Source organism: Sphingomonas gellani, from assembly GCF_900110035.1.
GTDB lineage: Bacteria > Pseudomonadota > Alphaproteobacteria > Sphingomonadales > Sphingomonadaceae > Sphingomonas > Sphingomonas gellani.
Window position 1 is genome coordinate 69,312 of the sequence record NZ_FOCF01000008.1, and the last position, 14,410, is coordinate 83,721.

Consider the following 14,410-nt stretch of genomic DNA (forward strand, 5'->3'; position numbering starts at 1 on the left):
TTTGGGCAAGCGATGCTCTTGCCGTCCGCAAAGGTCGCGATAGTCTGCGTCCGGGGGGTACCACATGACGATGATGAGGATGGCGGCTGCGTTGCTGGTGGGCACCAGTGTCCCCGCGGCGGCCCAGAATAATGCGACTGCGCCGGGCAACGCCCCAGGCAACACTGCCGCGAGTTTCGGCGCCCGCGAACAGGTCATGCAGATGAGCCTGTCGCCCGACGGTAGCCGGTTGGCGGCAGTGGTGGCCATGAAAGGGCGTGGGAGACAGGCCTTGGTGCTGTCCACCGCCCCGGTCCCGACCAACAAGGTCTTGTTCACTTCGACCGGCAATCCCGAACAGATCGATTATTGCAGCTGGGCGACGAACAGCCGTCTGGTCTGCGGCATTTCCACCAGCATCGGAAAGCGCCGCGACATCGTCGGCTTCACACGACTGGTCACGATCAACGCCGACGGCACCGACCTCAAGATGCTGAGCGCCCGCGCGCCGGACAACGGGCTGCAGACCTTGCAAAACGGCGGCGCGATCATCGATTGGCTGGCCGACGACGCCGGAGCGGCCGGCGGTGCGTTGCTGATGACGCGTCACTTCATCCCTGAAACCTCCACCGGCAGCATCGTCGTTCAGACCCAGTCGGGTCTTGGCGTGGAGCGGGTCGATCCGGTCACGCTACGCCGCACGACCGTGCAAATGCCGCGCAGCGAGGCGCGCGAATTCATCACGGATGGGCACGGCACTATCCGCGTCATGGGCGTGCGTGAGCGCGACGGGAGCGGCTACGATGCGGGTCGCATCACCTATCGCTATCGGAAGCCGGGTGATGACCGGTGGCAGACGCTCAGCATCGTGGAAGGGACGTCCCAGACCGAGAGCGGGTTCAATCCCTATGCCGTCGACCGCGACCTGAACGTCGCCTACGGGTTCGACAACCACGACGGTCGCCGCGCCCTGTTCAAGGTGGCGCTGGACGGCAGCCTGAAAAAGGAACTGGTCTATGCGCGGCCCGATGTGGACATCGCCGGCCTGATCCGCATCGGGCGGCAAAACCGCGTGGTCGGCGTAACCTTCGTCACCGACCGGCGCCAAGTCGACTTCTTCGATCCTGCATTGAAGACGTTGTCCGCCGCGCTTGGCAAGGCGGTTCCGGGCCTGCCGCTGGTGACGTTCGTGGATGCGAATGCCGACGAAAGCCGGCTACTGCTGTTCGCGGGCAGCGACGTGGATCCGGGCCAGTTCATGCTGTTCGACAAGAAGACGCGGCATCTCAGCCCGTTGTTGAACGTCCGGCCGGAATTGGACGGCGTGAAGCTGTCCCCGACAAAGGCGATCACCTATCCCGCGTCCGACGGCACGCCGATCCCGGCGTACCTGACGCTGCCTGAGGGAAGCGACGGAAAGGGCCTTCCCGCGATCGTGATGCCGCATGGCGGTCCCAGCGACCGCGACGAATGGGGATTCAGCTGGCTGGTGCAATTTTTCGCGGCGCGCGGCTTTGCAGTGATCCAGCCCAATTTCCGTGGCTCCACCGGCTATGGAGAGGCCTGGTACAAGGACAACGGGTTCCGGTCATGGCAAACCTCGGTCGGCGACGTCGACGACGCCGGTCGCTGGCTGGTGAAGCAAGGCATCGCCCGTCCCGACCGGCTAGGCATCGTCGGCTGGTCCTATGGCGGATACGCGGCGTTGCAATCGGGGGTGCTGGAGCCCGGCCTGTTCAAGGCGATCGTCGCGATCGCGCCCGTCACGGATCTGGAAACGCTGCGCCAGGAACATAGCCAGTTCACGGATTACAAACTGGTCGACGCCTTTATCGGCAAGGGCGATTATATCCGCGCCGGCTGGCCGGCCCAGAATGCAGGCGCGATCAAGGTGCCGGTGCTGATGTTCCATGGCGACACCGACCAGAATGTCGGCATCGGCCAGTCGCGACTCATGGCGTCCCGATTGAAGGCGAAGGGCGCTAAGGTGACCCTGGTCGAGTTCCCCGGCCTGGACCATCAGCTCGATGACAGCGAGGCGCGCACGACCATGCTCGACAAGGCCGATGCCTTTCTGCGCGGCGCCATGGGCATGTGACGCAAAAAGGGGCGGCCCCGTCGGGAGCCGCCCCTTTTAGGATTACGATCAGGACCGCTCGATCAGCGCGAGTAGAACTCGACGACCAGGTTCGGTTCCATCTTCACCGGATAGGGGACCTCGTCCAGCGTCGGGACGCGAACCAAGGTGACCTTGGCCGTGCCGTCCTGCGCGACATAGTCGGGGATCTCACGCTCGGCCAGGCTCTGCGCCTCCAGCACCAGCGCCATTTCCTGCGCCTTGGAACCCAGCGTGATCTCGTCGCCGACGAAGCAGCGGCGCGACGCGACGTTGCACTTCACGCCGTTGACGCGGATGTGGCCATGGCTGACCAGCTGGCGCGCGGCGAAGATCGTCGGCGCGAACTTGGCGCGGTACACGATCGCGTCCAGGCGCTGTTCCAGCAGGCCGATCAGGTTCTGGCTGGTGTCGCCCTTCATCCGCGACGCTTCCTGGTAGGACGCCTTGAACTGCTTCTCGGTGACGTCGCCGTAATAGCCCTTCAGCTTCTGCTTGGCGCGCAGCTGGATGCCGAAATCCGACACCTTGCCCTTGCGGCGCTGACCATGCTGGCCGGGGCCGTATTCACGCTTGTTTACCGGGCTCTTGGGGCGACCCCAGATGTTTTCGCCCAACCGGCGGTCGAGCTTGTACTTGGCGCTGGCGCGCTTCGACATGTAATATTCCTTGCAATGGCAACAACGGTGTTCCCGGTATCGCTCCGTTGATCTCCTGTGGCAGGAGGACGGGGCCGCCGCTTCACCGGGGTGCGGGGCCGATCACGAAGGCGGGCCCATGGCAGAACGAGCCTTCACGGTCAAGGGCGTCGCCCGGCGTTGCCCCTCGCGCCGCGCCGCCCTAGGAGCCGCCCGGAACGCCGCACCGTTTCACCAGAGGACGCCATGACCACCATCCCGATCAAACGCGCGCTGTTGTCCGTGTCCGACAAGACCGGGCTGGTCGACCTCGCCCGCCGCCTTTCGGAGCACGGCGTGGAGCTGGTATCCACCGGCGGCACCGCCCGCGCACTGCGCGACGCGGGGCTGACGGTGAAGGACGTGGCGGAGCTGACCGGCTTTCCGGAGATGATGGACGGCCGGGTCAAGACGCTGCACCCGACGGTGCACGGCGGTCTGCTGGGCGTGCGCGACGATCCCGAGCATGCCCGCGCGATGACGGAACACGGCATCGGCGCGATCGATCTGGTCGTCGTCAACCTTTACCCGTTCGAGGCGACGGTGGCGAAGGGTGCGGAGCGCGACGAGGTGATCGAGAATATCGACATCGGCGGCCCCTCGATGGTCCGTTCCGCCGCCAAGAACCATGCCTATGTCGCGATCGTCACCGATCCGGCTGATTACGACACGGTGGCACGGGGCGAGACGACGCTGGATGAGCGCCGCCGCTTCGCCGCCAAGGCGTTCGCCACCACCGCCCGCTATGACGGCGCCATCGCGCGCTGGTTCGGCACGGTGGATCAGGGCGAGGCGTTCCCCGATACGCTGCCGGTCACGCTGAAGCGGACGGCCAGCCTGCGCTACGGTGAGAACCCGCACCAGTCCGCCGCCTTCTACGCCGCGACCGGGGACACGGTACGCGGCATCGGCCAGGCGCGACAGGTGCAAGGCAAGGAGCTGAGCTATAACAACCTGAACGACGCGGACGCCGCGCTGGAGCTGGTGGCGGAGTTCCGCGATGCCGCGCCGACCTGCGTCATCGTCAAGCACGCCAATCCGTGCGGCGTCGCGACCGCGACCACGCTGGCGGATGCCTATCGCGAGGCGTTCGCGTGCGACACGGTGTCGGCGTTCGGTGGGATCATCGCCGTGAACCGGCCGCTGGACGAGGAAACCGCCCGCGCCATTGCCGGCATCTTCACCGAGGTGGTGGTCGCGCCCGACGCCGACGAGGGTGCGTTGGCGGTGTTCGCGGCGAAGAAGAACCTGCGCCTGTTGCTGTCGGGCGAGCTGCCCAATCCTACGCGCGATGGCCTGTTCGCCAAGTCGATCGCCGGCGGCTGGTTGGTGCAGGGCCGCGACAACGGCGTGCTGAGCGACGACATGCTGCGCGTGGTGACGAAGCGTCAGCCGAGCGCGCAGGAGCTGGCGGATTGCCGCTTCGCCTGGACGGTGGCCAAGCACGTCAAGTCGAACGCGATCGTCTATGCCAAGGATGGCGCGACGGTGGGTATCGGCGCGGGCCAGATGAACCGGCTGGAATCGGCGCGCATCGCCGCGTGGAAGGCGAAGGACGCCGCCGACAAGGCGGGCTGGGCAAACCCGCGCACGATCGGATCGGCGGTCGCGTCCGACGCCTTCTTCCCCTTCGCCGACGGGCTGCTGGCAGCGGTGGAGGCGGGTGCCACGGCGGTGATCCAGCCCGGCGGTTCGATCCGCGACGAGGAGGTGATCGCCGCCGCCGACGAGGCCGGCCTGGCGATGGTCTTCACCGGCATGCGCCACTTCCGACACTGAGCGGGCGCAGGCCCCGCCGCGCCGGGGCCGATGCGCGCAAGCGCAGCGCCCGCTCCGGCCGGTGGGTCAGGCCGCGCAGCGCCAACCCGTTCGACGTCCAGCCGGCGGCTTAGCCGCCGGACACCCCCCTCAAGTGCCCCTACCCCACCTTCGCCCCGGCATGGGGCAAGGTCGCCTCCTCACCCTTCGGCATGCTGCCGAACAGTGCGCGGTCGCCCGGTCCGAACGCCCAGCGCCACAGTACGAACAGATAGACGCCCAGAATCGCCGGCTCGCCCGCCGCCATCTCCAGCCACTCCAGCCGCTTGGGCAGCCATGTGAAGATCGTGCCCACCACGATCGCGGCCAGCGCGGCCCAGACCAACGGCCAGCGCAGCGGATTGACCGATGCGCCGAGCAGCCCCGACAGCACGCGCGCCTTGACGAGCGACGTCAGCCCGACCGACAGCATCAGCGCCAATGCCGGCATCGCCGCCTGGTAATTGGGTGGCCATCCCGCGCGCCGCACGATCATGATGAGCGCGAAGCTTAACCCCACCTGGAACAACAACATGCCCGCAGAGATCGCCAGGTTCTTCAGGCGCGCGACATAGACCAGCGCCGATTCGCTGACCGCGCCCGTCGATGCCAACACCTCCGCCGTCAGCAGGAAGCCGAGCGCCGCGGTACCCGCTACGAATTGCGGCCCCACCACGCCCATTACCGCCTCGCCGGGGATCGATCCCATCAGCGCGAGCGCGCCCTGCGCGGCCATGATCCAGAACGCCACCTGTCGCACCTGATTCGCGACCGCCGCACGGTCGTTGCGCGCCAGGCTGTCGGTGATGACCGGCCCCAGGATCGGGTCGAAGCTGGTCTTCAGCTTCTGCGGCAGGGACGCGACCTGCTGCGCCATGTAGTAGATGCCGACGATCTTTGGCGCGAACATCACGCCCAGGATGAAGCGGTCGACGTTGCGGCTACCCCATTCCAGCGCGTCCGCCCCAGCCAGTGGCGCGTTGGCGCGGGCCAGCGCGAACAGCGGCCGGATCTGCGGCGACCAACCGCGCGGCATGCCGTAGCTGCGCAGGAACGGCACCAGGCTCGCCACCAGTGCCGCGAGCATCGACGCGACATAGGACAGGACCAGCCCGTCGCGGTGCGAGTAGAAGGAGAACGCCCAGGCGGCGGCCGAGATGGTCCATGGCTCCACGATTGCGCGCGCCCGCACCGTCGCCTTCACGTCGTGGCGATAGGCCAGCGCGGCCAGGCTGACGTCCGACCACGCGCTGGCGAAGATGATGCAGGGCAGCCACCGGTCCAGCCCGACGATCGCGCTGTTCGGGTACATGATCTCCGGAAAGGCGATCAGAACGCCGCTTGCCGCCACCGACGCGACGAACGCCACCGCCATCGCATCCCATGCGACGCAGGCATGCGGGCGCCCTGAGGTCGCCAGCGCCTGTGCCAGCCCCCGCTTCAGCCCCAGCGTGGCGAGCAGAGCGGCCAGCTCCACGACGACCACCGCGATGGCGAAGCGGCCGACCAGGTCGGGGCCATAGACGCGGCCGGCGATGAACAGGAACGGGATGCGCGCGGCGAGACGCAGGACGAAGCCTGCGATGTTGGTGCGGCCACCCTTTGCCAGGGCGGCGATGTCCTGGGATTGGTCAGGCATGCGACGGACGCTCGTTGGGGCGCCATGGCAAAGCCGCGGCGTCGGTCGGGGCTGGTGCCCCGCCGGCCGGGCTTGTGCGAGTCAGCCGGTCTTGGCCGGCTGCCGCATGGCGCCTCAATGCGCTGCGCCCCAGCTGGGGCCGGTGCCGATCTCCACGCCCAGTGGCACAGTCAGCTTGACCGCGGGTTCGGCGGCGGTCGCCATGACGCGCTCGATCACCGGCTTGGCCGCCGCAACGTCGCCCTCGGGCAGTTCGAAGACCAGTTCGTCGTGCACCTGCAACAGCATGCGGACATGTCCCAGCCCGGCCTCGTGCAGCGCGGGGTTCATGCGGGTCATGGCGCGTTTGATGATGTCGGCGCTGGTGCCCTGGATCGGCGCATTGATCGCGGCGCGCTCCGCTCCCTGACGCTCGCCCTGATTGCGGCTCTTGATGCGCGGGAAGTGGGTCTTGCGCCCGAACAGCGTAGTGGTGAAACCCCGCTCCCGCACATGGGTGAGCGTTTCCGCGATGTAGCGGTTGATGCCCGGAAAGCGCTCGAAATAGCGGTCGATCATGCCCTGCGCCTCGTCCGCCGAGACGTCCAGGCGACCGGCCAGGCCCCATCGGCTGATGCCGTACAGGATCGCGAAGTTGATCGTCTTGGCGCGCGAACGGGTGTCGCGGTCGACGCTGCCGAACAGCTCCTGCGCGGTCAGGCTGTGGATGTCGTCGCCACGCGCGAAGGCATCGCGCAGTTGCGGCACGTCGGCCATGTGCGCGGCCAGACGCAGTTCGATCTGCGAATAGTCCGCCGCCAGGATGACGTTGCCGGGTTCCGCCACGAACGCGTCGCGGATCTGGCGTCCGACCTCGGTACGGATCGGGATGTTCTGCAGGTTGGGGTCGGTTGACGACAGCCGCCCGGTCTGCGCGCCGGTCAGGCTGTAGCTGGTGTGGACGCGCCCCGTTTCGGGGTTGATCTGTTCCTGTAGTGCATCGGTATAGGTGTTCTTGAGCTTGGTCAGCTGGCGCCAGTCGAGCACCTTGCGGACGATCTCGCTGCCCTCGCCGCCCTCGCGCGCGATGCGTTCCAGTTCGGTGACGTCGGTCGAATAGACGCCCGACTTTCCCTTGCGTCCGCCCTTCAGCCCCAGCCGGTCGAACAGCACGTCGCCCAGTTGCTTGGGACTGCCGATCGTGAAGGGCCCGCCCGCCATGCGGTGGATCTCTCCCTCCGCCTGGGCGATCTGGCCCGCGAACTCGGCGGACAGCGCGGACAGGCGTTCGCGATCGACCTTGATGCCGTGGCGTTCCATGTCGGAGATCACCGCCACCAGCGGCCGGTCGACGCTTTCATACACCTGCGTCGCCTGTTCGTGCGGCAGGCGCGGTTTGAAGCGACGCCACAGGCGGAGCGTCACGTCGGCATCCTCGGCGGCGTAGCGGGTGGCGGCGGCCAGATCGACCTCATGGAAACCGCGCTGGCTCTTGCCGACGCCGACCACGTCCTTGAACGCGATGCAGCTGTGCGACAGGTGCGTCGCGGCAAGTTCGTCCATGCCGTGTCCGTGCAACCCGGCGTCGAGGTCGAAGCTCATCACGATGGTGTCGTCATAGGGCGCGACGGCGATGCCCTGACGGCCCAGCACGATCATGTCGTATTTCAGGTTGTGGCCGATCTTCAGGACCGCATCGTCCTCCAGCAGCGGCTTCAGCGCGGCGAGCGCCGCCGCCCGGTCGATCTGCGCCGGTGCCTCTGACAGCAGGTCGCCGCCACCGATGCCGGTATGGCCGAGCGGGACATAGCACGCGCGATTGGGTGCAAGCGCCATGCTGACGCCGACCAGCTCGCACGCCATCGGGTCCTTGCCCGTCGTCTCCGTGTCGATCGCGACGAAGCCCTGGGCCCGCGCGTCAGCGATCCAGCGGTCCAGATCGGCGGCGTCGAGCAGCGTCTCATACCCGTCATGGTCGCAGGGCGGATCCTCCAGATGCGGCACGGCGGCGGGTTCGGCCACGGGTTCGTCCGCCACCTGCCCCAGCTTGGTCAGCAGCGTCTTGAAACCGTGATGCTCCAGAAACGCGCGCAGGGGCGCGTCGGGAATGCCCTTCAGCTCCAGCTCGTCGAGCGGCTGGGGCAGCGGCTTGTCGCATTCCAGCGTGACCAGCACGCGCGACAGGCGTGCATTGTCGGCATGTTCGATCAGATTGTCGCGCAGCTTGCCCTTCTTGAACGTGTCGGTCGCCGCGGCAGCCAGCACCGATTCCAAATCGCCATGCTCGTTGATCAGCTTCGCCGCCGTCTTCGGGCCGACGCCGGGCACGCCGGGCACGTTGTCGACCGCATCGCCCATCAGCGCCAGCACGTCGCCCAGCTTTTCCGGGCCGACGCCGAACTTCTCCTCGACATAGGCGCGGCCGAGGCGGCGGTTGTTCATCGTGTCGAGCATGTCGAGGCTGCCGTCCTCGATCAGCTGCATCAGGTCCTTGTCCCCCGACACGATCGTGACCTGCCACCCCTGCGTCAGCGCCGCCTTCGCGTAACAGGCAATGATGTCGTCGGCCTCCAGCCCTTCCTCTTCCAGGCAGGGGAGGGAAAAGGCGCGGGTGGCGTCGCGGATCATGGGGAACTGCGGCACCAGATCTTCTGGCGGCGGCGGCCGGTGCGCCTTGTACTGGTCGTACAGTTCGTTGCGGAACGTCTTGGACGATTTGTCCAGGATCACCGCCATGTGCGTCGGCCCCTCGGCCTTGTGTAGGTCGTCGGCCAGCTTCCACAGCATGGACGTGTAGCCGTACACGGCACCAACCGGCTCGCCATGGCGATTGGTCAGCGGCGGCAGGCGATGATAGGCGCGGAAGATATAGCCCGAGCCGTCGACGAGATAGAGATGGGGCATCGTCCGGCCCATGTAGCGGGTCGCACTCGGTTAATCAGCCCCCGGCGGCGCCTGTTCGCAAAGGATCGCGAAAAGCCGTTGTCCCGCCGGCCGGGTCATCCGGTACGGGCGACGCCGATGACGCCGCCCGCACGTTCGTCAGCCTCAGCGGCGCCCGCGCAGCGTGTTGAGCAGCGCCAGCCCGACCACGCCGACCAGCGCGGCGGTGGCGGCCGGACGCTCCTTGGCGAACGCCTTGGCCTTGTCGGCCAGCGGACCGGCCTGGCCCAGATTCTTCTGCACGAAGCCGTTCAGCTGATCGGCCACGCCCGAACCCTGAAGCTGCCGGTCGCCGGTCGCCTTGCCCACGGCTTCCTTGATCTGGCCGCCGGCCTGAGTCGCGTTGCCCTCGATCGTCGTGCTGTTCATCGGAACCTCCATGTCACGCGGCCACAAATGACCGCTTTCGCGACCGCACAACGAGTTTGCGCGCGATATGGTCCCGCGCTCGTCACGAAATCGTCACGCGGGCCGCTGTGGCGCGGGCTCAGTTCGCGACCGCGTCCCCGCCCCGCCCGGCATAGGTGGTGACGGCGGCGGCGACGTTCTGGATCAGCACCTGCCGCTCCCGGATCGGCCGGGTCGAGTCGCCGATCATGACCGCGATGGCATACCGGCGACCGTCGGGCGCGGTGAGCAGGCCGACATCGTTGAAGCCGGCGTTGCGCGGGCCGAGGTCCTGTCCCGTGCCGGTCTTGTGCGCGATCGTCCACCCCGCCGGGAGCGCCGCACGCATCCGGGCGCGGCCGGTCACCGACGCGCCCATGGTGTCGAGCAGGATGCGCGTGGAGGTTTCCGACAACAGCTCGCCCCGCGCCAGCCGGGCCAGCGCATCGGCGATCGACAGCGGCGCGGCCCCGTCGGGCGGATCGGAGGTGTAGGCGTCCAGCGCAGCGACGCGCACACTCATCGGCAGGCGGGATCGCGCGACCTCGAACCCGTTGCCCAGCGCATAGGAGGGCTGCCACGTCAGACCCGCCGTTTTCGCCTGCAACAGCCGTTCGCCGGGACCGAAGCGGATATCGCCCAGTTGCTTGCGCTCGATCATCGCCCGCACCGCGCGCGGTCCGCCGACATAGGTCAACAGCCGGTCGTTGGCGGTGTTGTCGCTGTGCGTCAGCGCGCGGGTCAACAGGTCACCCACGGTGGTGTGGAACCCATCACCTTTCAGCGCGAGATAGGCGATCGGCTGGTGGAACAGCGTGATGTCCTCCGGCCGCACCACGATCGGCTCGTCCAGCCGCGCCTTGCCCTGGTCGCGCAGGTCGAGCAGCGTCATCGCCACCCACAGCTTCGACACCGATTGCTGCGGCTCGCGCTGGCGCCCGTTTGCTTCCACGGTCCAGCCCTCGTCCACCGCGCGCACCGCGATCCCCGCGCGGCCCTGGAAGCCGCGTGCCAGCGACTGGATCGCCATCTGTAACGGAGAGGGTGCGGGGCGATAGGGGCGCTGCGTCACCGGTGGCACCGGGATGGACACGATGGGTGAGGGCAGCTGTTCCGGGGCCATCGCGCTGGCGCCGGGCCGGGACGTCGACCCGCAGGCCGATAGCAGCAACGCCGCCATCCCGGCACATGCTGCGGCCAGCATGCCGCCACGCCCGCTTGCCCGTTTTTCCGCGATCGTCCGTTGCGTCATGCGTATGCGAAATGCCCCACCAGTCGGCAAACCCTTGCGGTTACACGGCCACACGGGACAATGACCGCCATCGCCCGTTGCGACGAGAACGCCCAACGATGCGATGAAATGTGTGAAAAGGCGGGAAACATGCAAGACCTTGACCTTCCTGCCGGGTTCGAGCCGACCAGCATCGGCGCGCTGCTGCTGCTCGCCGCGCTGGTCGCGATCGCCAGCGTGCGCCTTCGCCTGCCGTACAGCGTCGCGCTGGTCGCGGCGGGGCTGATCCTGGCCGTGGCCGCGCCGGGCAGCGTGCCGATGCTGAGCCGCGACCTGATATTCCTGGTGTTCCTGCCCCCGCTGGTGTTCGAGGCGGCGATCCAGATCCCGTGGAAGCCGTTCCGCCGCGAGTTGCCGCTGCTGTCGGCGCTGGTCACGCTGGGCGTGGTGCTGGCGGCGGCGATCGTCGCGGGGGGCATGCACTGGCTGGCGGGATGGAGCTGGATCGGTGCGGGCCTGTTCGGGGTGCTGGTCGCCGCCACCGACCCGGTGTCGGTGATCGCCGCGTTCAAGCAGATGCCGGTGCCCCATCGCCTGCACCTGCTGGTCGAATCGGAAAGCCTGTTGAACGACGGCACCGCGGCGGTCGGCTTCGCCGTGCTGGCCGGGATCGCGGCGGGTGGCGACGCGGGCGCGACGACCATCGCGTTGAAACTGGTGGGCACCGTGCTGGGCGGCATCGCGTGCGGACTGGGCGTGTCGTTCGCGCTGGTGCTGCTCGCCGGGCGCACGCAGGACCGGTTGGTGGAGGTGATGCTGACCACCCTGATCGCCTATGGCTCGTTCCTTCTCGCGGAGCATCTGGGGGGATCGGGGGTGATCGCCACACTGACCGCCGGGCTGGTGGTCGGCAATTACGGATTCCTGGGGTCGTTCAGCGACAGCGGGCGCGAGGGCGTTCTGAACCACTGGGAATTCGTCGCCTTTCTGGTCAATTCGCTGGTGTTCCTGTTGATCGGCGGGGCGGAGGCGGCGGTGCCGATCGGCACCGTGCTGTTCGCGTCGGCGGCGGCGATCGCGCTGTCGCTGATCGGCCGCGCGGTGGCGGTGTACCCGGTCATGATCGCCTTTGCCCGGTCGCGGTTGAGCGTTCCCTGGGCATACAAGCACGTGCTGTTCTGGGGCGGCCTGCGCGGGGCGTTGGCGCTGGCGCTGGCACTCGCCCTGCCGGCGGGCGTGGCGGAGCGGGAGGAGATCGTCTGGGTCACGTTCGCCGTGGTCGCCTTTTCGATCGTGGTGCAGGGCATCACCATGCCCGCGCTGGTACGGCGCCTGGGGCTTTTCCGCGCCACCCGCGCCTGAACGGCTGCAACATCGCGCGCCCCCCACCGTTGTCGCCCCGTACGGCGGCAAGGACACGGATCATGGCAGCGCAGATGACGAGCGATTTCTTCGTGGAACGGCTGAAGGCGTGGGGCGTGACCCGCATCTTCGGCTATTCGGGCGACGGCATCAACGGCGTGCTGGGCGCGCTGCAACGCGCAGAAGAGGCGGGCAGCGGCATCGAGTTCATCCAGGTCCGGCATGAGGAAATGGCCGCGTTCATGGCGACCGCCCATGCCAAGTTCACCGGGGAGATCGGCGTGTGCCTGTCGACCGGTGGCCCGGGCGCGACCCATCTGGTCACCGGCCTGTACGATGCCAAGCTGGACCACGTCCCCGTCTACGCCATCGCCGGGCAGGCGGAGACGACCGTGCGGGGATCGAACTACCAACAGGAACTGAACCTCGACCGACTGTTCGCCGACGTCGCCGATTACGTGCAGGAGGTGTCCGCCCCCGCCCAGACGCGCCACGTCGTCGACCGGGGCTTCCGCATCGCGCTGGCCGGCAACGGCGTCGCGGCGGTGGTGCTGCCCAAGGACGTGCAGGACGAGGCGATGGAACAGCCCGCGGTGGCGCATGGCTTTACCCGCTCGGGCCCCGGCTATGCCCGTCCGCGCATTATGCCGCACGACGCCGACCTGCGCGCCGCGGCCGAGGTGCTGAATGCCGGCAAGAAGGTCGCGATCCTGATCGGTGCCGGCGCGCGCGAGGCGGCGGACGAGGTCGTCGCGGTGGCGGACCGGCTGGGCGCGGGCGTGGCCAAGGCCCTGCTGGGCAAGGATGTGCTGCCCGACGACCTGCCCTTCGTCACCGGCGCGATCGGGTTGCTGGGCACCAAGCCATCGTCGGACATGATGGCGGATTGCGACACGCTGCTGATGATCGGCACCGGTTTCCCCTGGGCGGAGTTCCTGCCCCCCGACGGACAGGCGCGCGCGGTGCAGATCGATGTGGACGCATCCATGCTCGGCCTGCGTTACCCGGTGGAGGTCAACCTGCACGGTGGCGCTCTGGAGACGCTGACGGCGCTGATGCCGCTGCTCGAACGCAAGGGCGATCGTGATTGGCGCGACGGGATCGAGGCGGGCGTGGCCGAATGGCGCAAGACGATCGCCGCCCGCGCCATGGCCGCCGCCAACCCGGTCAATCCGCAGCGCATCGTGCATGAGATGTCGCCGCTGTTGCCCAGCGATGCGATCGTCACCTCCGACTCCGGCAGCTGCGCCAACTGGTACGCACGCGACTGGCAGGTGAAACGGGGCCAGCGCGGGTCGCTGTCGGGGGGTCTCGCATCCATGGGTGCGGCGGTGCCTTATGCGATCGCGGCGAAGTTCGCGCATCCGTCCCGCCCGGTCGTGGCGCTGGTCGGCGATGGCGCGATGCAGATGAACAACCTGGCCGAGATGATCACGGTGCAGAAATACTGGCAACGCTGGGCCGATCCCCGCTTCGTGGTGTGCGTTTTCAACAACGGCGACCTGAACGAGGTGACGTGGGAACAGCGGGTGATGGAGGGCAATCCCCGCTTCGCCACGACGCAGGACCTGCCGGACGTCCCCTATGCCCGTTTCGCGGAGATGATCGGGCTTAAGGGCATCTTCGTCGACGATCCCGAACGGCTGGCGGGCGCCTGGGCAGAGGCGCTGTCCGCCGACCGCCCCGTGCTGCTGGAGGTGAAGTGCGATCCCGATGTCGCCCCGCTTCCGCCGCATCTGACGTTGAAACAGGCCAAGGGATTCATGACCGCGATGGCGCGCGATCCGGGCGCGGTCGGGGTGTTGAAGGAAACCGCGCGTCAATTGGTGAAGGAGGTCACCGGCTAGACGCGGAACGTAGCCGATATCGACGCATCCCCGCGGCCGATGGCGTCACGCCACCGCGGGGACCGTCAGGTTGCGTTCCTCCCACGCCATCAGATCCCGCAACCGGTCCTGCAAGCCGAAGACGGCCTGGCCATAGCCGTGCCAGTCGCCGCCGATCGCGGCGGGGGTCCAGGTGCTGATATGCGCACTATAATCCGTGCGCAGCGCGCCGAGCCGGTCGTAGTACCCGCGCAAGGGGTCGCGCATCGACCGGTCCGTCGCGACAAGCCGGGCCAGCGCCCTCTGCTCGTCCGCGACATGCAGCGCGAAGCAGCGGGCGAACGCCGCCCGTTGGCGCAACAAGGAGGCATTGGCCGAGCCGTCGGGAGCGGACAGCAGCACTGCAAATCGCGTCATCCGCTCACGCAAGTCGTCGTGATCGGCCCGGGCCCCGTACATGGTCACGTCCTTCAT

10 protein-coding genes are annotated in these 14,410 nt (G+C 67.9%); 4 read left to right on the forward strand and 6 right to left on the reverse strand.

The window, feature by feature from the left end; all coding sequences use genetic code 11:
- Window positions 1–64 precede the first annotated feature (64 nt).
- Entirely contained in the window at window positions 65–2,077 is a 2,013-nt protein-coding gene (locus tag BMX37_RS14635) for an alpha/beta hydrolase family protein (RefSeq protein ID WP_244501617.1), read from the forward strand.
- A 62-nt stretch (window positions 2,078–2,139) separates the two neighbouring features.
- On the opposite strand, the gene rpsD is transcribed toward BMX37_RS14635, so the two are convergent.
- The gene (gene rpsD / locus BMX37_RS14640) at window positions 2,140–2,754 is read right to left on the reverse strand and encodes a 30S ribosomal protein S4 (protein WP_093666514.1); all 615 of its coding nucleotides are present in this window, start codon (window positions 2,752–2,754) and stop codon (window positions 2,140–2,142) included.
- 225 nt (window positions 2,755–2,979) lie between these two features.
- On the opposite strand from rpsD, the gene purH reads away from it, so the two are divergent.
- Window positions 2,980–4,551, forward strand: coding sequence for a bifunctional phosphoribosylaminoimidazolecarboxamide formyltransferase/IMP cyclohydrolase (purH, locus tag BMX37_RS14645; RefSeq protein ID WP_093666515.1), 1,572 nt, complete (start codon window positions 2,980–2,982; stop codon window positions 4,549–4,551).
- 139 nt (window positions 4,552–4,690) lie between these two features.
- Here purH and BMX37_RS14650 read toward each other — a convergent pair whose 3' ends face one another.
- From BMX37_RS14650 to BMX37_RS14665, 4 genes are all read right to left on the reverse strand, one after another.
- A complete protein-coding gene (locus BMX37_RS14650; RefSeq protein WP_093666516.1) occupies window positions 4,691–6,208 on the reverse strand; it encodes a lipopolysaccharide biosynthesis protein in 1,518 nt (505 codons plus the stop codon).
- A 114-nt stretch (window positions 6,209–6,322) separates the two neighbouring features.
- Window positions 6,323–9,091 (reverse strand): DNA polymerase I, encoded by a 2,769-nt coding sequence (polA, locus tag BMX37_RS14655; RefSeq protein WP_093666605.1) that lies wholly within the window; start codon window positions 9,089–9,091, stop codon window positions 6,323–6,325.
- A gap of 144 nt (window positions 9,092–9,235) precedes the next feature.
- Window positions 9,236–9,499 (reverse strand): CsbD family protein, encoded by a 264-nt coding sequence (locus tag BMX37_RS14660; RefSeq protein ID WP_093666606.1) that lies wholly within the window; start codon window positions 9,497–9,499, stop codon window positions 9,236–9,238.
- Window positions 9,500–9,617: 118 nt separating this feature from the next.
- Complete coding sequence (locus BMX37_RS14665) at window positions 9,618–10,769, reverse strand: serine hydrolase (RefSeq protein ID WP_425288467.1); 1,152 nt, start codon at window positions 10,767–10,769, stop codon at window positions 9,618–9,620.
- 129 nt (window positions 10,770–10,898) lie between these two features.
- Here BMX37_RS14665 and BMX37_RS14670 point away from each other — a divergent pair, with 129 nt between their 5' ends.
- Together BMX37_RS14670 and BMX37_RS14675 are read left to right on the forward strand one after the other, a co-directional pair.
- A complete protein-coding gene (locus BMX37_RS14670; protein ID WP_093666608.1) occupies window positions 10,899–12,110 on the forward strand; it encodes a cation:proton antiporter in 1,212 nt (403 codons plus the stop codon).
- A gap of 62 nt (window positions 12,111–12,172) precedes the next feature.
- Window positions 12,173–13,957, forward strand: coding sequence for a thiamine pyrophosphate-requiring protein (locus BMX37_RS14675; RefSeq protein WP_170841990.1), 1,785 nt, complete (start codon window positions 12,173–12,175; stop codon window positions 13,955–13,957).
- Between the two features lie 45 nt (window positions 13,958–14,002).
- On the opposite strand, the gene BMX37_RS14680 is transcribed toward BMX37_RS14675, so the two are convergent.
- Window positions 14,003–14,395 carry a hypothetical protein gene (locus tag BMX37_RS14680; protein ID WP_139198098.1) on the reverse strand — a complete coding sequence of 131 codons (393 nt, stop codon included), beginning with the start codon at window positions 14,393–14,395 and terminating at the stop codon, window positions 14,003–14,005.
- Between the last annotated feature and the right edge of the window lie 15 nt (window positions 14,396–14,410).